Source organism: Streptomyces sp. NPDC026417 (assembly GCF_055567695.1).
In genome coordinates this window covers 1-18,655 of sequence record NZ_JBVHPY010000047.1, presented here as the reverse complement: position 1 = coordinate 18,655, position 18,655 = coordinate 1, and the positions used below count along the sequence as shown (strand labels likewise).

Annotated in this window: 16 protein-coding genes; 6 read left to right on the top strand and 10 right to left on the bottom strand. The window is 72.5% G+C overall.

Going from position 1 to position 18,655, the window contains the following annotated elements:
• Window positions 1-578: 578 nt before the first annotated feature.
• From ACZ4NT_RS37215 to afsQ1, 3 genes are read right to left on the bottom strand one after another with little or no spacing between them, the layout of a single operon-like run.
• Window positions 579-1,190, bottom strand: a complete 612-nt coding sequence (locus ACZ4NT_RS37215; RefSeq protein WP_121405654.1) for a hypothetical protein — start codon at window positions 1,188-1,190, stop codon at window positions 579-581.
• Window positions 1,187-2,737 carry an ATP-binding protein gene (locus tag ACZ4NT_RS37210; RefSeq protein ID WP_467729770.1) on the bottom strand — a complete coding sequence of 517 codons (1,551 nt, stop codon included), beginning with the start codon at window positions 2,735-2,737 and terminating at the stop codon, window positions 1,187-1,189. Before ACZ4NT_RS37210 ends, ACZ4NT_RS37215 begins: the two co-directional genes overlap by 4 nt.
• A complete protein-coding gene (afsQ1, locus tag ACZ4NT_RS37205; protein WP_099505496.1) occupies window positions 2,734-3,411 on the bottom strand; it encodes a two-component system response regulator AfsQ1 in 678 nt (225 codons plus the stop codon). Before afsQ1 ends, ACZ4NT_RS37210 begins: the two co-directional genes overlap by 4 nt.
• A 261-nt stretch (window positions 3,412-3,672) precedes the next feature.
• Between afsQ1 and ACZ4NT_RS37200 the strand changes: the two genes are divergently transcribed.
• A complete protein-coding gene (locus ACZ4NT_RS37200; protein WP_121405656.1) occupies window positions 3,673-4,446 on the top strand; it encodes a SigE family RNA polymerase sigma factor in 774 nt (257 codons plus the stop codon).
• 184 nt (window positions 4,447-4,630) lie between these two features.
• Here the strand turns inward: ACZ4NT_RS37200 and ACZ4NT_RS37195 are convergent, their stop codons facing one another.
• Window positions 4,631-5,266, bottom strand: coding sequence for a uridine kinase (locus tag ACZ4NT_RS37195; RefSeq protein WP_121405657.1), 636 nt, complete (start codon window positions 5,264-5,266; stop codon window positions 4,631-4,633).
• A gap of 127 nt (window positions 5,267-5,393) precedes the next feature.
• On the opposite strand from ACZ4NT_RS37195, the gene ACZ4NT_RS37190 reads away from it, so the two are divergent.
• Window positions 5,394-5,795 (top strand): hypothetical protein, encoded by a 402-nt coding sequence (locus ACZ4NT_RS37190; RefSeq protein ID WP_121405658.1) that lies wholly within the window; start codon window positions 5,394-5,396, stop codon window positions 5,793-5,795.
• 125 nt (window positions 5,796-5,920) lie between these two features.
• Here the strand turns inward: ACZ4NT_RS37190 and ACZ4NT_RS37185 are convergent, their stop codons facing one another.
• The 3 genes from ACZ4NT_RS37185 to deoC are packed head-to-tail and all read right to left on the bottom strand — an operon-like array spanning window position 5,921 to window position 9,214.
• The gene (locus tag ACZ4NT_RS37185; RefSeq protein ID WP_121405659.1) at window positions 5,921-6,808 is read right to left on the bottom strand and encodes an aldehyde dehydrogenase family protein; all 888 of its coding nucleotides are present in this window, start codon (window positions 6,806-6,808) and stop codon (window positions 5,921-5,923) included.
• Window positions 6,801-8,252, bottom strand: coding sequence for an aldehyde dehydrogenase family protein (locus tag ACZ4NT_RS37180; protein ID WP_467729766.1), 1,452 nt, complete (start codon window positions 8,250-8,252; stop codon window positions 6,801-6,803). The genes ACZ4NT_RS37185 and ACZ4NT_RS37180 overlap by 8 nt, the downstream gene beginning before the upstream one ends.
• 5 nt (window positions 8,253-8,257) lie before the next feature.
• The gene (deoC, locus tag ACZ4NT_RS37175; RefSeq protein WP_183117034.1) at window positions 8,258-9,214 is read right to left on the bottom strand and encodes a deoxyribose-phosphate aldolase; all 957 of its coding nucleotides are present in this window, start codon (window positions 9,212-9,214) and stop codon (window positions 8,258-8,260) included.
• 112 nt (window positions 9,215-9,326) lie between these two features.
• Between deoC and ACZ4NT_RS37170 the strand changes: the two genes are divergently transcribed.
• On the top strand, window positions 9,327-9,968 hold the full coding sequence (locus ACZ4NT_RS37170) for a PH domain-containing protein (RefSeq protein WP_121405662.1): 642 nt from the start codon (window positions 9,327-9,329) through the stop codon (window positions 9,966-9,968).
• 113 nt (window positions 9,969-10,081) lie between these two features.
• The gene (locus ACZ4NT_RS37165) at window positions 10,082-11,755 is read left to right on the top strand and encodes a hypothetical protein (RefSeq protein WP_467729764.1); all 1,674 of its coding nucleotides are present in this window, start codon (window positions 10,082-10,084) and stop codon (window positions 11,753-11,755) included.
• Window positions 11,756-11,861: 106 nt separating this feature from the next.
• Here the strand turns inward: ACZ4NT_RS37165 and ACZ4NT_RS37160 are convergent, their stop codons facing one another.
• From ACZ4NT_RS37160 to ACZ4NT_RS37150, 3 genes are all read right to left on the bottom strand, one after another.
• Complete coding sequence (locus tag ACZ4NT_RS37160) at window positions 11,862-13,493, bottom strand: phospho-sugar mutase (RefSeq protein ID WP_121405664.1); 1,632 nt, start codon at window positions 13,491-13,493, stop codon at window positions 11,862-11,864.
• Window positions 13,494-13,717: 224 nt separating this feature from the next.
• Window positions 13,718-14,542, bottom strand: coding sequence for a purine-nucleoside phosphorylase (locus ACZ4NT_RS37155; RefSeq protein WP_121406403.1), 825 nt, complete (start codon window positions 14,540-14,542; stop codon window positions 13,718-13,720).
• A 169-nt stretch (window positions 14,543-14,711) separates the two neighbouring features.
• Window positions 14,712-15,149 (bottom strand): gamma-glutamylcyclotransferase family protein, encoded by a 438-nt coding sequence (locus ACZ4NT_RS37150; protein ID WP_121405665.1) that lies wholly within the window; start codon window positions 15,147-15,149, stop codon window positions 14,712-14,714.
• Between the two features lie 107 nt (window positions 15,150-15,256).
• On the opposite strand from ACZ4NT_RS37150, the gene ACZ4NT_RS37145 reads away from it, so the two are divergent.
• Entirely contained in the window at window positions 15,257-16,705 is a 1,449-nt protein-coding gene (locus ACZ4NT_RS37145; protein WP_121405666.1) for an NAD(P)H-quinone dehydrogenase, read from the top strand.
• A 243-nt stretch (window positions 16,706-16,948) separates the two neighbouring features.
• The gene (locus ACZ4NT_RS37140) at window positions 16,949-17,923 is read left to right on the top strand and encodes a DeoR/GlpR family DNA-binding transcription regulator (RefSeq protein ID WP_121405667.1); all 975 of its coding nucleotides are present in this window, start codon (window positions 16,949-16,951) and stop codon (window positions 17,921-17,923) included.
• The last annotated feature ends 732 nt before the right edge of the window (window positions 17,924-18,655 follow it).

Genomic DNA, 18,655 nt, shown 5'->3' with positions numbered 1-18,655 from the left:
CGGGGCCGTGCCGGTACATCCGCCCGTCGCTGGTCGGGCACCTCTGTCCGTCACCAGCGTTCCTCGGTGGGGTGTGGCCCCGTCTCGACGGGCATTTGATGTACCGGCACGGCCCCTTCCGTGCACTGGCGGCTGCGGGCGCGTACGGATTGCGCTGCGGGCAGGCGGTGCGTCGTCAACTGCGGGTGGGCGTGCGGGGAGTGGGGCGGCGTCCGGTCGGTTCCAGCTGCGGGCGCGCGCCGCTCCGGCTGCGGGCAGGTGGCGCGGGGCGGGGCCTGGTCGCCCTAGCTGCGGGCAGGCGTGCCGCAAGGGGCGGCACGGGTGGGCGCAGGCGGTGCCCTGTCGGCGCCGGGTTCGCCGTCCCACCCCGGCGCCGGCCGGGACGCCGGGTGCTGATGTACGTGGGGGAGTGGGCCCACCCGGGCGGCTCCCCGTCGGCGCCGGGCTCGCTGTCCCGCCCGGCGCCGGGTGCTGATGTACGTGGGGGAGTGGGCCCACCCGGGCGGTGTCCCGGCGCAAGCCGGATCAGGTGTGCGCGGGGAGGCGGGCCCGCCCGGCGATGTGCCGTCGAGCGGGGGTCAGTTCTCGTTGATTTTGGTGGAGGGCGGGGACTCCGTGCCGGGGCGGGAGCGGACCTCCGTCGTGCAGTCGTAGTGGTGCAAGGCCCCCGGCGAGGGCCCGCCCAGGATGACGGAGCCGTCGTCCGCGGCGGTCGCCTCCGAGTTGGCGAACGTGCAGATGATCTGCGCGAGGGCGTACGCCGTCAGCTTCTCCGGCGGCGTACTGAGCCGGAACGTGTTCTCGGGATCCTTGCCCTGCGGCCCGCTCACCCGCGTACCCGCCCGCACGTCCGTCGTGTAACCGGCCTGCGTCTCCGGCGCCGACGGCCTCCCGGCCAGCTGGTCCAGCAGGCCCTGGGCGACCAGCACCCGCCGCTGCGCCTCCGCCGTACCGTCCGGAATCCGCACCGAGCGGTCCACCGTCACCAGTTGCGAGGAGCACAGGAGGAACACCTGGACCGGGATGCCCGGCGCCGACTGGGTGGAGAGGTCGGGTCCGGCGAGCGTGCACGGCACCCGGGACGGCGCCGGTCCGAAGTCCGTCGGAACCTGCGTCGAGCGGATCCCGCAGCCCGTGAGCAGCGCGGCCAGAACCGAGAGGGCCAGCGCGCCCCGCAGTCGTCCCCTCATCCGGCGTCCTCCTCCGTGCCGTCCGCGTCCGGCGCCGCGGACGTGTCCTGGGGCAGCCGCAGGGTGAAGACCGCGCCCCCCTTGGGTGAGTTCGCGGCGGTGATCTCGCCGCCGTGGATGTGCGCGTTCTCCAGGGCGATGGACAGGCCGAGGCCGCTGCCCTCGGAGCGCGGACGGGACGCGCTCGCCTTGTAGAAGCGGTCGAAGACGTGAGGGAGCACGTCCTCGGGGATGCCGGGACCGTGGTCCTGGACCTCGATCAGCAGATCGTCGGACTCCTTGCGGACGAACACGCAGACCGGCGAACCGCCGTGCTTGAGCGCGTTGCCGATCAGGTTGGCGAGGATGACGTCGAGACGGCGCGGGTCGAGCCGGACCATCATGCCGCGCTCGGCGTTCAGCTCCACCGCGTCCAGCCAGGCACGCGCGTCGATGCACGCCGTGATCTGGTCGGCGATGTCCACGTCGTCCAGCACCAGCCGGGCCGTGCCCGCGTCGAATCGGGTGACCTCCATCAGGTTCTCGACCAGGTCGTTGAGGCGGCGGGTCTCGCTGACCACCAGCCGGACGGCCGGTTCGATCATCGGGTCCACACTGCCGGTCTCCGCGTCGAGTTCCTCCTCCAGCACCTCGGTCACGGCGGTGATCGCGGTCAGCGGCGTACGCAGTTCGTGGGACATGTCGGCGACGAAGCGGCGCGACGCCTCGTCGCGCGCGCTCATGTCCTCGACGCGTTTCTCCAGCGCCTCCGCCGTCCGGTTGAACGTCCGTGACAAGTCGGCCAGTTCGTCCGTCCCCGAGACCCGCAGCCGGGTGTCGAGCTTGCCCTCGCCGAGCCTGCGGGCCGCGGTGCCGAGCCGGTGGACCGGCTTGAGGACCGTGGTCGCGGCGGCCTGGGCGAGCAGCGCCGAACCGATCAGCGCCAGACCGGTGGCGATGCCCAGCGACCAGGCGAGGGAGTTCAGGTCCTTCGCCTCGGGTTCGAGGGACTTGAGCATGTAGCCGGTCGGGCCCCCGCCGATCACCTTCGTGCCCGCCACCAGGTACGGCTCGTCGTCTTCGACGATCCGCTGCCAGTACAGGTGGTAGGCGTACTTGTTGCCGGCGGAGACCGACTGCTTCCTGTTCACCGCCGTCCGCAGGGACTTCGGCACGTCCTCCAGGGTGAACGCGTCCAGGTCCGAGTTGCCGGTGACGCTGCGGCCGTCCTCGCGGTCGACGACCAGCAGCACGCTGAAGCGCTGGCTGCTGCTCGCCATCTGCCCGGCCGTGTGCTGCAGTTCGTCCTGCGTCGGGTGCGGGCGCAGCGCGCTGGCGCGGTTCTGCATCTCCTGCTGGAAGTCGCGCAGCACCGCGTCCTGGGTGCGGGTCAGCACGGCCTCGCGGTTGAGCCAGTAGGCGATCCCCGAGGCCGACACGGCGGCGGTGAGCGCGACGAGCCCGAACACCACGACCAGGCGCAGCCGCAGGCTGGTGAAGCGCAGTCCCGCCAGTCTCGCCCTGCGCGCCGCGGCCCAGCCGCGGCGCTCGTCCTGCGGTGGTGTCACTGAGGATTGTCCAGCCGGTAGCCGACTCCGCGCACGGTACGGATCAGGGTGGGGGAGGACGGCACGTCCTCGACCTTCGCGCGCAGGCGCTGCACGCACGCGTCGACCAACCGGGAGTCGCCCAGGTAGTCGTGCTCCCAGACCAGCCGCAGCAACTGCTGCCTCGACAGTGCCTGCCCGGGCCTGCGGCTCAGCTCCAGCAGCAACCGCAGCTCGGTCGGGGTCAGTTGGAGGTCCTCACCGTTCTTGGTGACGGTCATCGCCGCCCGGTCGATGACCAGGGACCCGAACGTCGCCGAGTCGTTGGCCTCGCGTTCCCCGCGCCGCAGCACGGCGCGGATCCGCGCGTCCAGCACGCGCCCCTGAACGGGCTTCACCACGTAGTCGTCGGCGCCGGACTCCAGCCCGACCACCACGTCGATGTCGTCGCTGCGCGCGGTCAGCAGAATGATCGGCAGCTGGTCCGTACGGCGGATGCGCCGGCACACCTCGAATCCGTCGATGCCCGGCAGCATCACGTCCAGCACGATGAGGTCCGGCCGTTGCTCTCGCAGCAGCTTCAGACCGTCCTCGCCGGTGGCAGCGGTGGCCACACGGTGTCCCTGGCGCGTCAAAGAGAGCTCCAGGGCCGTACGGATGGCGTCGTCGTCCTCGATCAGCAACAGGGAAGGCACGGACGTCATTCTGGCCCATGGCACGGTGGTCTATCGACCGTTGAACCGCTCCCACCCATCTCTTGCACAGATGGAAGGCGCCAGGGGCCGTCTGCGTAGTCGTACGGCTCTTCTCCGTGATCGCGCGGTGACGCGCCCGGGGGTGACCCCTGTGACAGGCCTGTGACAGTCGGCGGACACGGCCATGAAGTGCCGACGGCAAAGTTTTCGACACCAGCAAGGCACGCAAGGAAACCGGGACTCCACGACGGGGGGCGCGAGATGAACACGCTGCACAGCACCAGCACTAGCGCAGTGGTCACGCGTCTTCACGACGTCAACCGGAGCACGGAGAAGTCCGGTGCCGTGAGCGGGCGGGGGTGCGCTCGCGGCACCGGGCGTCAGCACACCGCGTACATGACGGTGGTTGACGCGTTCACGGGGGGAACCACGGCGGCGGACAGCGCCGCCGTGAACGGGGGAGCTCACGGGGGAGCCGCGTACGGGGAGGGCACGGGGGAGCGTCGCTCGGTGTCGGAGGCGGAGTTCACCGCCTACGTCCAGGAGCGCCGCGCCTCCCTGTACGCAACCGCCTACCACCTGACCGGAGACCGCTTCGAGGCCGAGGACCTGCTGCAGAGCGCGCTGTTCTCGACCTACCGGGCGTGGGACCGGATCAGTGACAAGGCCGCGGTGGGGGGATACCTGCGGCGGACGATGACCAATCTGCACATCAGCGCCTGGCGTCGCCGCAAGCTGAACGAGTACCCGACCGAGGAACTGCCGGAGACCGCCGGTGACACGGACGCGATGCGCGGCACCGAGCTGCGCGCCGTGCTGTGGCAGGCGCTCGCCCGGCTGCCCGAACTCCAGCGCACCATGCTGGTCCTGCGCTACTACGAGGGCCGCACGGACCCGGAGATCGCGGAGATCCTCGACATCAGTGTCGGCACGGTGAAGTCCAGCATCTGGCGGTCGCTCCGCCGGCTGCGCGAGGACGAGGTCCTCAGCTTCGGCCGTGACGAGGAGGAGTCCTTCGGCGAGCTGGTGGCCTGAAGGCAACGGGGGGAACGGGGGAGGCACGGGGGAGCGGTTTCCGGGGGGAAGCCGCTGTGGTCACGGGGGAAGCGGGTCCGGGGGGGACCCGCTGCGGCCACGGGGGAGCACGAAGAGCGGGACTGGAGGGCCGGGGGGTCCGTCCAGTCCCGCTTCCGTGCGTGCGGAGCGTGCCGGGGGGGGACTACGCGGGGCTCTCGGCGCCCGCGCGCCGGCCGGCCGCCGCACCCGCCAGCCGTCCCAGCGCCTCGTCCCGGTCGCACGCGTGGGCGCCCAGCGTCGTCTGCCGGGCGACGATCGACCGTTCGGCCCGCATCAGGCGCCAGCCGCGGCGCAGCAGGAACGGCACCGACTTGCGGCCCTCCCTGAGGTCGCGCAGGAAGCGCCGGCGGAAGGTGGTGAGGGGCCCCCGGGTCAGGCACAGCGCGTCGGCCAGGACGCCGAGTTCGCGGCAGCGCCCGACGATCTCGGCGGCGAAGATGCCCTCGGCGATGAACAGCGGGGTCCGGTCGATGCGGAAGGTCTCCACGCCGGTACGGGCGCTCAGCGAGAGGTCGTAGACGGGGACGGTGGTGCACCCGGTCCGGCACAGCTCGGTGATGGCGGCGACGGCGGTGTCCGCGTCCCAGGACAGGGGGTGGTCCCAGTCGATGTCGGAGCTCCCCTCCACCTGGGGCAGGGTCGGGTCCGTGCCCTCCTTGTAGAAGTCGTCGAGCCGCAGGACGGGCAGACCCGAGCGGGCGGCGAGGAGGGACTTCCCGGAGCCGGACGGGCCGGAGAGCAGCACGACTCGGGCGGGTATGGGCGGTTGGGGACTCACGAGAGTCCAGTGTGAGGCATCGGGCGGCCCGCGCCGACCCCGCGGGTCGACGTTGGAGCGCACATCACACCTCAACTACCCTACGTGTCGAACCGATTACCTTGAGCACCAGAAGGCGGCACCAGCGATGGCTCGACACACACCCCTGACCTCCCCGACCGCCCGGCGCGCCCTGGTGGCCCTCGCGACGGCGGGCGCGGCGCTCGGGGCGGGGGCCTCCACGGCCGCCGCGGACACCCAGGACGTACTCGGTGTGGCGCACACCCGGCCCACCTCGCTCGGCAACCTCGACCCCCAGGCGGGCCTCGGCGCGGTGTCCGGGATGGTCCAGTACGTCACGGGGCCGGTCGAGGGACTCAAGCCCAACCCCCTCGCGGGCACGGGCGTCGACCCGCTCGACAACGGCGTCGGCACGCAGTTGGGCGACTTCCAGCCGCTGACCTCGCAGGCGCTCACCGGGCCGCTGGCCCAGGCGCCGTCCGTGGGCAGCATCCCGGTCGTCGGCCAGGTGCCCGGGCTGCTGCACTGAACGCGGAGAGAGCCGCGCTCCCCCTGGACGGAGGGGAAGCGCGGCTCTCCGGCGAACGGGACCCCGGGGACACGGATCGGGGTCCCGAGACCACGGGGGCCGCAGGCCCCGGACCTCGTTGCGGCTCAGTAGGCGGAGCCGGACGCGCCCAGCGAGCCCGTCGGGTGCCAGACCGTCTTCGTCTCCAGGAACGCCGTGAGGCGCTCGATGCCCGGCGTGCGCGCGTAATCCACAGGCTGTGGACGGACGACGCGCTTCAGGTTGTCGGCGGCCGCGACCTCCAGCTCCTTCGCCAGCGCCTCGTCGGCGCCGGCGAGGTCGATCGCGTTGACGTCCTGGTGCGCGGCCAGCGGCGCGGCGATCTCCGCCGTCCGGCCGGACAGGACGTTGACCACACCGCCGGGCAGGTCGGAGGTGGCCAGCACCTCGCCCAGGGACAGCGCCGGCAGCGGTGACTTCTCGGAGGCGATCACGACGGCGGTGTTGCCCGTCGCGATCACCGGGGCGACCACCGACACCAGGCCGAGGAACGAGGAGTCCTGCGGCGCCAGCACCGCCACCACGCCCGTCGGCTCCGGTGAGGACAGGTTGAAGAAGGGGCCCGCCACCGGGTTCCCGCCGCCGACCACCTGAGCGATCTTGTCGGTCCAGCCCGCGTACCAGACCCAGCGGTCGATGGTCGCCTCCACCAGGTCGGCCGCCTTGGACTTCGACAGCCCCTCGGCGTCGGCGACCTCGTGGACGAACTGCGCCTTGCGGCCCTCCAGCATCTCCGCGACCCGGTAGAGGACCTGGCCGCGGTTGTACGCGGTCGCCCCGGACCAGCCGCCGAACGCCTTGCGGGCTGCGACGACCGCGTCCCGGGCGTCCTTGCGGGAGGACTGCGGCGCGTTGGCCAGCCACTTGCCCTTCGAGTCCGTCACCTCGTACACCCGGCCGCTCTCGGAACGCGGGAACTTCCCGCCGACGTACAGCTTGTAGGTCTTGAACACCGACAGTCGAGCATCAGACATCGAGGTACGCCTCCAGGCCGTGGCGGCCGCCCTCGCGGCCGAAGCCCGACTCCTTGTAGCCGCCGAAGGGCGAGGTCGGGTCGAACTTGTTGAACGTGTTGGACCAGATGACGCCCGCGCGGAGCTTGTTCGCCACCGCGAGGATGCGGGAGCCCTTCTCCGTCCAGATGCCGGCGGAGAGTCCGTACTGGCTGTTGTTGGCCTTGGCCACGGCCTCGTCCGGGGTGCGGAAGGTGAGGACGGACAGCACCGGGCCGAAGATCTCGTCGCGGGCGATGGTGTGCGCCTGGGTGACGTTCGTGAAGAGCGTCGGGGCGAACCAGTACCCGGAGGAGGGCAGTTCACAGGCCGGGGACCAGCGCTCGGCACCCTCGGCCTCGCCCTGCTCGGTGAGCGTGGTGATGCGCGCCAGCTGCTCGGCGGAGTTGATCGCGCCGATGTCCGTGTTCTTGTCGAGCGGGTCGCCGAGGCGCAGCGTGGAGAGGCGGCGCTTCAGGGAGTACAGCAGCTCGTCCTGGATCGACTCCTGCACCAGGAGGCGCGAGCCCGCGCAGCAGACCTGGCCCTGGTTGAAGAAGATGCCGCTGACGATGCCCTCGACGGCCTGGTCGATGGGGGCATCGTCGAAGACGATGTTCGCGCCCTTGCCGCCCAGTTCGAGCGTGACCTTCTTCCTCGTGCCCGCGATCTGGCGCGCGATGGCCTTGCCGACCGCGGTGGAGCCGGTGAAGGCCACCTTGTTCACGTCCGGGTGCTCGACGAGCGCGGCGCCCGTGTCGCCGTATCCCGGAAGGATGTTGACGACGCCCCGGGGCAGCCCCGCCTGACGGCAGATGTCGGCGAAGAACAGCGCTGACAGAGGGGTGGTCTCGGCGGGCTTGAGGACGACCGTGTTGCCCGTGGCGAGGGCCGGGGCGATCTTCCACGCCAGCATCAGCAGCGGGAAGTTCCACGGGATGACCTGGCCGGCCACGCCGAGCGGGCGGGGGTTCGCGCCGAAGCCCGCGTGGTCGAGCTTGTCGGCCCAGCCCGCGTAGTAGAAGAAGTGCGCGGCGACCAGCGGGAGGTCCGCGTCGCGGGTCTCCCGGATCGGCTTGCCGTTGTCCAGCGTCTCCAGGACGGCCAGCTCGCGGCTGCGCTCCTGGATGATCCGGGCGATCCGGAACAGGTACTTGGCGCGCTCGGAGCCGGGCAGCGCGGACCACTTCTCGAAGGCCCTGCGGGCGGCCTTCACGGCGCGGTCGACGTCCTCGGCGCCCGCCTGGGCGACCTCGGCGAGGACCTCCTCGGTGGCGGGGCTGACCGTCTTGAAGACCCGGCCCTCGGCGGCGTCGGTGAACTCGCCGTCGATGAACAGGCCGTAGGACGGGGCGATGTCGACGACCGCGCGGGACTCGGGCGCCGGTGCGTACTCGAATGCGGATGACCGCTTCTCGATGGTCATGGTGATCAGTCCACCGTCACGTAGTCGGGGCCGGAGTAGCGGCCGGTGGCCAGCTTCTGGCGCTGCATCAGCAGGTCGTTCAGGAGCGAGGACGCGCCGAAGCGGAACCAGTGGTTGTCCAGCCAGTCCTCGCCCGCGGTCTCGTTGACCAGGACCAGGAACTTGATCGCGTCCTTGGAGGTGCGGATACCGCCGGCGGGCTTCACGCCGACCTGGATGCCGGTCTGCGCGCGGAAGTCGCGGACCGCCTCCAGCATCAGCAGCGTGTTCGCGGGTGTCGCGTTCACCGCGACCTTGCCCGTCGAGGTCTTGATGAAGTCGGCGCCCGCCAGCATCCCGAGCCACGAGGCCCGCCGGATGTTGTCGTACGTCGACAGCTCGCCGGTCTCGAAGATGACCTTCAGGCGGGCGGCGCCGGCGGCCTCCTTCACGGCGACGATCTCCTCGTACACCTTCATGAAGTGGCCCGAGAGGAACGCGCCGCGGTCGATGACCATGTCGATCTCGTCGGCGCCCGCGGCGACCGCGTCGCGCACGTCGGCCAGCTTCACGTCGAGCGCGGCACGCCCGGCCGGGAACGCGGTGGCGACGGAGGCGACCTTCACGCCCGAACCGGCGACGGCCTCCTTGGCGGCGGTCACCATGTCGGGGTAGACGCAGACGGCGGCGGTACTGGGGGTCGTCCGGTCCGTCGGATCCGGGTGGACCGCCTTGGCGCCGAGCGCCCGGACCTTGCCCGGGGTGTCCGCGCCTTCCAGCGTCGTCAGGTCGACCATCGAGATGGCGAGATCGATGGCGTACGCCTTCGCCGTGGTCTTGATGGAACGGGTGCCGAGCGAGGCGGCGCGCGCCTCCAGGCCGACCGCGTCGACGCCGGGCAGCCCGTGGAGGAAGCGGCGCAGCGTGCTGTCGGACGCGGCGACGTCCGTGAGTGCATGAGCAGCGGATGCAGTGGTGGGCATGGTCACGAGCTGAGCATATCTACGCGCGTAGCAGCTGTACACCCCACGTGGTCGAAGTGAGCTCGGCCACCGTGTACGGGCACAGCCGCCACTGTCGGGCACAATCGGGGCCATGACGACCCCGGACCACCAGTCTCCCGCATCGGACGCCTCGCACCCAGAGCAGAACGACCGGATCCACCGGTCGGCCGCCGGCATCGCGGGCGGCGTGCTGCTGCTCGCCATCGCGGGCTGGCTCGGCATCGACGCGGTGATCGTGGGGGACGGCCGTACGCCCTGGCTGGCGCTGGCCTCACTGCTCCTGATCGTCCCGCTGGTGGTCGCCTTCACCCTGCGCCCGGCCGTCTTCGCCAACGAGGACCGGCTGCGTGTCCGCAACCCGTTCCGCCTGATCGTGCTGCCCTGGAGCACCGTCGGCTCGCTGCGCTCCGGCTATTCCAACGAGGTCCTGGACACGTCCGGCACCACGTACCAGCTGTGGGCCGTGCCCGTGTCCCTGCGCTCCCGCAAGCGCGCCGCCCGGCGGCAGAGCCGCAACGCCGCCGCGGACTCCAGCGGCCGCACGTCCGCCATCTCGACCGAGACGGTCCGCGCCCCGGCCGACCAGATCATGGACGACCTGCGTGAGCTCGCCGAGAACCGCGCCGCGGCGCCGGGCGCACAGGGCGAGGTCGGCGTGCGATGGGCCTACGAGGTGATCGCTCCCGCGGTCACCGGCGCCGTCCTGCTCGCGATCCTGCTCGCGGTGGGCTGACCGCCCCCGCCCGCGCCGGGGCGAGGGCGCCGCAATTCCTTCCCGGACGGCGGCCGTACGTCCCGGGCGGGCCCCGGGGCAACCTCGTCGGGGGTCCGGCCGTCTGGAACACGATGAGTACGAATCCTGAGCCGCCCGCGCGGCTGCCCGCCTCCGCCGTTCCCGACGGCTGCCGTGCCTGGGACGGCGAGCGGGCCCGCCGCTGGACCGGGGCACTCCCGGCGCACCGCGTCCCGCTGCGGGTACGGACCCGCTTCTTCCTGCCGCTGAGCGTTCTCGCCCTGCTCCCGGTCCTCCTCCCGTCCCCGCTCGGAGACGCCCGCCCGTACGTCCTCGCGCTGCTCGCCTGCCACATCGTCTGGGTGTCGGTGCGGCCCGAAGCCGTCCCCTTCGCGGCACCCGTGACGGCCGTCGTCCTCCTCACGCAGCAGCCGCGGCTGCCGTGGGCGGTGACCGTGCCGGTCCTCGTGGGCCTGGCCGTCTCCTGGGCGGCCGCCGGCGTACGGCTGCGGGCCCGGGCGGCCCAGCGGCAGGCGGCGCTGACCGCGGCGGAAGGGGTGACCGCGCCCCGCCCGGACGGCGACCGGCGGCCGGAGCGCGGAGCGTTCCTCGTGCCGGCCGGGCTGTTCCTCGGGGTGCTCGGCGCCGTCCTGCTCGCCACGGCGGACACCTGGGACCTCGCCGACGACCCGGACGTGACCCGTACGGCGGGCTGGTACGTGCTGGGTCTGGGCCTCACGGCCGCCCTCTCCGGTGCCCTCGGCCGGCGCCGGGCCGCCGTGCTGCGCGCCGCTCCGATGCCGGTGCTGCGCGTGCTGGTGCGCGAGGACGGGGACGGCGGGACGGAGGTCTTCGCCGCGGACGACCGGGAGGCCGGCCGGCCGCTGTTCGGCGTCACCCTGCGCGAACTGCCCGATGACGACGAGGACGACGAAGACGAAGACGACGAGGACCACGACGATGACGACGCGGAGGGGGACGCCCACGAACTCGACGACCTCCTCGCGGGCCTCGACGCGCCGGGGCCGCTGCGCGAGGCCGTCCTCCACGGGGTGCCCTGCGACGGCGCCGAGATCCTCGTCGTCGCCGCCGGCGAGGAACCCGACGAGCCGCCGTCCGTGGCCTGGTCCACGGGTCCGGTGCGCCCGCTGTCGGACCGTGCGGCGCGCCGCCGCGTCGCCGCGCTGAGGAACGCCGCGACCCGCGAGGCGGAGGACAGGGAGCAGCAGGCGGCGGCGGTGGCGGCGCTGGACCCGGGCGCGGTGGCCGTACGGCGATGGACCGCGGGGTGGTGGGACCGGCTCGGCGCGGCCGGTCTCGTACTGCTCGGCAGCTATGCCTTCCTCGGCCAGCACGGCGTGTGGCGCTACGTCCTGGGCGCGGTGGTCGGCCTGATGGGCGTGCTGTCGCTGCCGGGCAAGGCGGCGTGGCGCATCACCGCCGACAGCTCGGGGCTCTGGCTCAGCGGACTGCGCGGCAGCCGCCACGTCGCCTGGGACCACATACGGGTGGTCGAGTGCCGGCACACCGCGTTGAAGGTGGACAGCCACCGGGCCTCGTTCCCCGAGTGGACCGTCCACGGCCCGCGGCTGCCCTGGCTGGAACGCCGGCTGGGCCGGATCCACCCGTACCGGAGGACCGCCGCCGAGATCACCGCCATGTGGCACGACCCCGCACTGCGGCCCACCGGGGACAGCGGCGAACGAGTGGGGAGCCGACCGCTGTGGCCCCTGAGCCTGCTCCTCACGGCTGCCTGGGCGGTGTTCCTGCTCTTCCTGCTGCCCTAGGCGGCCGGGTCCGCACGGTCTCGCCCGGCCGGGCCGGGTGAGACCGAAGCCCCGGTCCGGAGGTCCGGGCCGGGGCTTCGCCGAGGTGGCGGGGTGGGGCGGTCGCTCAGATGCCGGCCGCCGCCGACAGGTCCTGCTTGATCATCGCGAGCAGGCCGGTCGCCCGGGTGCGCGCCCCGGGCAGGTCGTCATGCGTGCCGACCGGCACCACGACCTCCAGGTAGCACTTCAGCTTCGGCTCCGTGCCGCTCGGGCGGACGATCACCCGCGCGCCGTCCAGCGTGTACCGCAGCCCGTCCGTCGGCGGGAGCGTGTCCGTGCCCCGCGTCAGATCCTCGGCGTTCTCGACCGTCAGGCCCGCGAGACGGGTCGGCGGCTGCTCGCGCAGGCGCTGCATCGCGCTCGCGATGACCGAGAGGTCCTCCACCCGGACCGAGAGCTGGTCGGTGGCGTGCAGGCCGTACTCGACGGCCATGTCGTCCAGGAGGTCCAGGAGCGTGCGGCCCTGCTCCTTGAGCTCGGAGGCCAGCTCCGTGACGAGCAGCGCGGCGGTGATGCCGTCCTTGTCGCGCACGCCCTCGGGGTCGACGCAGTAGCCGAGTGCCTCCTCGTAGCCGTACCGCAGGCCCTCGACGCGGGCGATCCACTTGAAGCCCGTCAGCGTCTCCTCGTACGGCAGCCCCGCCTTCCCGGCGATCCGGCCGAGGAGCGAGGAGGAGACGATCGACTCGGCGAACGTGCCGCGCGCGCCCCGGCGGACCAGGTGCTCGGCGAGCAGCGCGCCGACCTCGTCACCGCGGAGCATGCGCCAGTCGGCGCCGTCCCGGACGGCCACGGCGCAGCGGTCGGCGTCCGGGTCGTTCGCGATGACCAGGTCGGGACCGGTCTCGCGCGCCTTCGCGAAGGCCAGGTCCATCGCGCCCGGCTCCTCCGGGTTGGGGAACGCGACGGTCGGGAAGTCCGGGTCGGGCTCGGCCTGCTCCGCGACCAGGACGGGCTCCGGGAACCCGGCCCGGGCGAAGGCCCCGAGGAGCGTGTCCTTGCCGACGCCGTGCATCGCGGTGTAGACGGTGCGGGCCGTCCGGGGCGAGTCGGGGGAGAGGACGGCGTCCGTACGGGCCAGATAGGCCTCCAGGACGCTGTCGTCCAGCGTCTCCCAGCCGCTGTCCGGGCGCGGCACGTCGGCCAGGGAGCGTACGGCGTCGATCTGCGCCGCGATCTCGGCGTCCGCGGGCGGGACGATCTGCGAACCGTCGCCGAGGTAGACCTTGTAGCCGTTGTCGCGCGGCGGGTTGTGGCTGGCGGTGACCTCCACGCCCGCGACCGCGCCGAGGTGCCGTATGGCGAAGGCCAGGACCGGGGTGGGCAGCGGACGGGGGAGCACGGCGGCCCGCAGGCCCGCGCCGGTCATCACGGCCGCGGTGTCCCGGGCGAAGTCGGCCGACTTGTGGCGGGCGTCGTAGCCGATGACGACGAGGCCGTCCGTGTGGCCCTGCGCCTTCAGGTACGCGGCGAGGCCGGCGGCGGCCCGGATGACGACGGAGCGGTTCATGCGCATCGGACCGGCGCCCAGCTCGCCCCGGAGGCCCGCGGTGCCGAACTGGAGGGTGCCGCCGAAGCGTGCGGCGAGCTCGGTGACGTCCGCGGCCGCGATGAGCTTGGCGAGTTCCTCACGGGTCTCCGCGTCGGGGTCCTCGGCCAGCCATGCCTCGGCCCGTGCGATGAGTTCGTCCTGCACGTGGGGTCAACCTCTCGTCTTCGTCTTCGTCGTACGTTGCTGTGTACCCGGGTTCCGTGCCCGCCGCTCCTGCGCGTCCCGCCGCGGGGCGCCGCCCCGGACACCGCTCCCCGAACGCCGGAGGGGCCGGAGTCCCGCCCGCACCTGGGAGGTTCCGGCCCGTCCGGCGTCCGGGGACGAGCGTGTCGGCGGACCCGGGGGCCGGGGGCGGCGACCCCGGTGGGTCAGAGGCGGTCCAGGACCTGCGTGAGGAGCGCGCCCATGCGGGCGGCGGAGTCGCGGCCGGCCTGGAGGACCTCCTCGTGGTTGAGGGGCTCGCCCGTCATACCGGCGGCGAGGTTCGTCACGAGGGAGATGCCGAGGACCTCCGCACCGGCCTCGCGCGCGGCGATCGCCTCCAGCACGGTCGACATGCCGACCAGGTCCGCCCCGATGACGCGGGCCATCCGGATCTCGGCCGGCGTCTCGTAGTGCGGGCCGGGGAACTGGGCGTAGACGCCCTCCTCCAGGCTGGCGTCGACCTCCTTGCACAGGGCGCGCAGCCGCGGCGAGTAGAGGTCCGTGAGGTCCACGAAGTTCGCGCCCACGATCGGCGAGGTGGCCGTCAGGTTGATGTGGTCGCTGATCAGAACCGGCTGGCCGGGCCGCATGCCCTCGCGCAGGCCGCCGCAGCCGTTGGTGAGCACGATCGTCTTGCAGCCGGCGGCGACGGCGGTGCGGACACCGTGCGCGACGGCGGCGACGCCGCGGCCCTCGTAGTAGTGGGTGCGGCCCAGGAAGACCAGCGCCCGCTTGCCGCCCGTGCGGTACGAGCGGATCTTGCCGCCGTGTCCCTCGACCACCGGCGGCGGGAAGCCGGGCAGCTCGGTGACCTGGAACTCGGCCTCGGGGACGCCCAGGGCGTCCACGGCCGGAGCCCAGCCGGAGCCCATCACGAGGGCGACGTCGTGGGTCTCGGCGCCCGTGAGTTCGCGCAGGCGCGCGGCGGCGGCGTCGGCGGCGGCGTAGGGGTCGCCCTGGATGTCGTCCGGAAGAAGAGATGCGTTCACGCGCATGAGGGTAGCCGGTCCGGGCCTACGCGCGTAGATGACAGAGCTCACGGTCATGCGATCGTTGTCTTGTCGTTTCCCACGAAAGAGGACCCTCGCGGGACGGGCCGGGGCCGCTCGGGAAGACCGGCCGGCACCGGCGGAGCGCCCCCGGTGCGGGCCCCTGACCTCAGCAGGGGCGCTTGCGGAGCTCCATGACGTAGTCGTGCGGGGCCCCGGCCGACTCCGCCGCGTCCGCGATCTCGCCCAGGTACCTGGCCGACGGCAGCCCGCCCTCGTATCCGTTCAGCACGTACACCCAAGCGGGTTCCTCGCCCTCCAGGGTGTGCACCCGCACCCGCATCCGGCGGTAGATGTCGAGACCGACGCCCTCCCAGCGGTCCATCGAGTCCTCGTCCAGGGGTGCGACGTCGTACAGCGCCACGAACACCTGGGAGCGCGGTGCCTCGACGATCGTCGCCAGCGCGCCCTCCCAGCCCATGTGCTCACCGGCGAAGGTCAGCCGCCAGCCGTTCAGCCAGCCGGTGGCGCGCAGCGGCGAGTGCGGGGCGCGGCGCGTCATGAGCCGCGGGTCGAGATTGCCGGCGTACGCGGCGTAGAGCGACATGGGGTCGAGGGTACGGCAGCGGCGACCCCCGCCCCTCGTGTAACAGAAGTCGCTCGAATGCACGCTCGGCGGCCCCCGGGCGGAAGCACCTTGGCGGGTGCGGGACAATGGAGTACGTGACTCGGATCGTGATCATCGGTGGCGGACCCGGCGGATACGAGGCGGCCCTGGTGGCCGCCCAACTCGGCGCGGAGGTGACCGTCGTCGACTGCGACGGTCTGGGCGGGGCGTCGGTGCTCACCGACTGCGTCCCGTCGAAGACCCTGATCGCGACGGCCGAGGTGATGACCACCTTCGACTCGTCCTACGAGGAACTCGGCATCATCGTCGCCGACGACACCCCGCACATCGACACGCCCGCGCGGGTCGTCGGGGTCGACCTCGGCAAGGTCAACCGCCGTGTGAAGCGGCTCGCGCTCGCCCAGTCGCACGACATCACCGCGTCCGTGACCCGGGCCGGCGCGCGGGTGCTGCGCGGTCGCGGGCGCCTCGACGGGCAGCAGGCCATGGACGGTTCGCGCAAGGTCGTCGTGCGCGCCGCCGACGGCAACGAGGAGACCCTCGTCGCCGACGCGGTACTGATCGCGACCGGCGGCCACCCCCGTGAGCTGCCCGACGCGCAGCCGGACGGCGAGCGGATCCTGAACTGGACCCAGGTCTACGACCTGGACGAACTCCCCGAAGAGCTGATCGTGGTCGGCTCCGGTGTCACCGGCGCCGAGTTCGCCGGGGCCTATCAGGCGCTCGGGTCGCGCGTCACGCTGGTTTCCAGCCGTGATCGCGTGCTGCCGGGCGAGGACCCGGACGCCGCGGCCGTCCTGGAGGACGTCTTCCGCCGCCGCGGCATGAACGTCATGGCCCGTTCGCGCGCGCAGGCCGCCAAGCGGGTCGGCGACCGGGTCGAGGTCACGCTCGCGGACGGGCGGGTCATCACCGGATCGCACTGCCTGATGGCGGTCGGCGCCATTCCGAACTCCAGCGGCATGGGGCTCGAGGAGGCCGGGGTCAGGGTCAAGGAGTCCGGGCACATCTGGACGGACAAGGTCTCCAGGACCACGGCTCCCGGCGTGTACGCCGCCGGTGACGTGACCGGGGTCTTCGCGCTCGCCTCCGTGGCAGCCATGCAGGGCCGCATCGCGATGTACCACTTCCTCGGGGACGCGGTCGCCCCGCTGAACCTGAAGACGGTCTCGTCGAACGTCTTCACCGACCCCGAGATCGCCACCGTCGGCTACACCCAGGCCGACGTCGACGCCGGCAAGATCGACGCCCGGGTCGTCAAGCTGCCGCTGCTGCGCAACCCCCGGGCCAAGATGCAGGGCATCCGGGACGGCTTCGTCAAGATCTTCTGCCGGCCGGGTACGGGGATCGTGGTCGGCGGCGTCGTCGTCGCGCCGCGGGCTTCGGAGCTCATCCACCCCATCTCGCTCGCGGTCGACAACAACCTGACCGTCGAGCAGATCGCGAAGGCGTTCACCGTCTACCCGTCCCTGTCGGGTTCGATCGCCGAGGTGGCCCGGCAGTTGCACACGCGGAAGAACACGGGCGAGGGCTGACTCGCGGAGGTGTCCGCGGGGTGACCGCGCGGGTTCCGCGCGGCGTCCGGGCGGTGCCGGTGGGGCGCCCGCGCGGTGGATTCGTCCGCGGGGCCGCTGGTCACGGGGAGTTGCCGCCCATTCTCTCGGCATAGGCGCCGGGCGTAGGCGCGTATACCACTTCTTGTCCTGCAGTGCGAACAACTTCTGTTATTCGGCGCAAACTGCTGAAAGCAGACGGTCGTTGGGGTTACTGTCAGTTTCGTGTTCGCTGCAGAACGTCGCCAATTGATCCTCGAAATGGTGCGAGCGAACGGGGCCGTGTCGCTCCGTGAGCTCGCCCGCGTCGTCCAGACCTCCGAAGTGACCGTACGGCGGGACGTGCGCGCACTGGAGGCAGAAGGACTCCTCGACCGCCGGCACGGCGGTGCGGTATTGCCGGGCGGGTTCACGCGGGAGTCCGGCTTTCCGCAGAAATCACATCTCGCGACCGCCGAGAAGACGGCCATCGCCGATCTCGCCGCGGGTCTCGTCGAAGAGGGCGAGGCCATCGTGGTGGGGGCGGGAACCACCACCCAGGAGCTGGCCCGCCGGCTCGCCCGGGTGCCCGGTCTGACCGTCGTCACCAACTCGCTGCTGGTGGCCCAGGCGTTGGCCCATGCCAATCGCGTGGAGGTCGTGATGACCGGTGGCACCCTGCGCGGCTCCAACTACGCCCTCGTGGGCAGCGGGGCCGAGCAGTCCTTGCAGGGGTTGCGGGTCTCCCGCGCCTTCCTCTCCGGGAGCGGTCTGACCGCCGAGCGCGGACTGTCGACGTCCAACATGCTGTCGGCGTCGGTCGACCGGGCGCTGGTGCAGGCGGCCGGGGAGGTCGTGGTCCTCGCCGACCACACCAAGCTCGGCACCGACACGATGTTCCAGACCGTGCCGACGGACCTGATCACCCGGCTGGTGACCGACGAGCCGCCGGGCCACGACGACCGGGCGGCCACGGAGTTGCAGGCGCTGGCCGACCAGGGTGTGCAGATCGCGGTGGCGGGGTCGTCATCGGCGTCCTCGGCGGGTGGCGCGGGGGGTGATCCCGGCCCGGCGGGGCGTCAGTCGCGCCGGGACATGCCGTTGCCGGGGCCGCGCCGGGGGCAGGTGCCGGGAGCGGGGGCGCAGTTGCGGAGCGCGACCGTGCTGGGTGAGCAGGCTCCGGGGGAGCGGGCTCGGGTGGCCGACATGCGCCGCCGCTGACGGGAGGTGCGGCCGTCCTGCCGGGGCGTCCGTCTCCGGTGGGTGGGTCGAGCCGCGGGGCCTCCGGCTCCGGTGGGTGGTGCAACGCCGCGGTCGCTGTCCCCGCGTGGGTGGTTCAACGCCGCGGTCGCTGTCCCCGCGTGGGTGGTGCAACGCCGCGGTCGCTGTCCCCGCGTGGGTGGTGCAACGCCGCGAGGTGGCTGTCTCCGGTGGGTGGGTCGAGCCGCGGGGCGCCTGTTCCGCGGTGGGTGGGTCGGGGCCGTGTCGGTACATCCGCCTGTTGCAGGTCGGGCGTGCCGCTCGGTCGCGGGGCGGACCGGAGTTGCCTGCCCGACCTGCAACAGGCATCTGATGTACCGACACGGCCCCTTCCGTCGTGGGGCGGCTGCGGGTGGTCGTGGGTCCGGCTGTGGGCCGTTCGGGTTCCGGCTGTGGGCGGAAGTGCGCTGCGGGTGTGGGACGGATGCCGAAGGGCCCGGTCCCCTGCACCTGCAACAGGCATCTGATGTACCGACACGGCCCCGTTCGTCGTGGGTCCGGCTGTGGGCCGTTCGGGTTCCGGCTGTGGGCAGGTGCGCTGCGGGTGCATGCCGAAACGCCCGGCTCCTGGGACAGGGGCCGGGCGTTTGGGTGTGGTGTGGGGTCAGTCCTTGATGTCGCAGATGGGGGCGCCGGAGGTGAGGGAGGCGCCGACTTCGGCGGTGAGGCCCTTGATGGTGCCGGAGCGGTGGG

What these genes read in the sequence shown, in the direction of transcription:
- ACZ4NT_RS37215 (WP_121405654.1), bottom strand. Translation starts at nt 1,190, where the DNA reads ATGAGGGGACGACTGCGGGGCGCGCTGGCCCTCTCGGTTCTGGCCGCG.
- ACZ4NT_RS37170 (WP_121405662.1), top strand. Translation starts at nt 9,327, where the DNA reads ATGACGACCCCGGACCACCAGTCTCCCGCATCGGACGCCTCGCACCCA.
- ACZ4NT_RS37145 (WP_121405666.1), top strand. Translation starts at nt 15,257, where the DNA reads ATGGAGTACGTGACTCGGATCGTGATCATCGGTGGCGGACCCGGCGGA.
- ACZ4NT_RS37180 (WP_467729766.1), bottom strand. Translation starts at nt 8,252, where the DNA reads ATGACCATCGAGAAGCGGTCATCCGCATTCGAGTACGCACCGGCGCCC.
- ACZ4NT_RS37185 (WP_121405659.1), bottom strand. Translation starts at nt 6,808, where the DNA reads ATGTCTGATGCTCGACTGTCGGTGTTCAAGACCTACAAGCTGTACGTC.
- ACZ4NT_RS37190 (WP_121405658.1), top strand. Translation starts at nt 5,394, where the DNA reads ATGGCTCGACACACACCCCTGACCTCCCCGACCGCCCGGCGCGCCCTG.
- ACZ4NT_RS37200 (WP_121405656.1), top strand. Translation starts at nt 3,673, where the DNA reads ATGAACACGCTGCACAGCACCAGCACTAGCGCAGTGGTCACGCGTCTT.
- ACZ4NT_RS37150 (WP_121405665.1), bottom strand. Translation starts at nt 15,149, where the DNA reads ATGTCGCTCTACGCCGCGTACGCCGGCAATCTCGACCCGCGGCTCATG.
- ACZ4NT_RS37165 (WP_467729764.1), top strand. Translation starts at nt 10,082, where the DNA reads ATGAGTACGAATCCTGAGCCGCCCGCGCGGCTGCCCGCCTCCGCCGTT.
- deoC (WP_183117034.1), bottom strand. Translation starts at nt 9,214, where the DNA reads ATGCCCACCACTGCATCCGCTGCTCATGCACTCACGGACGTCGCCGCG.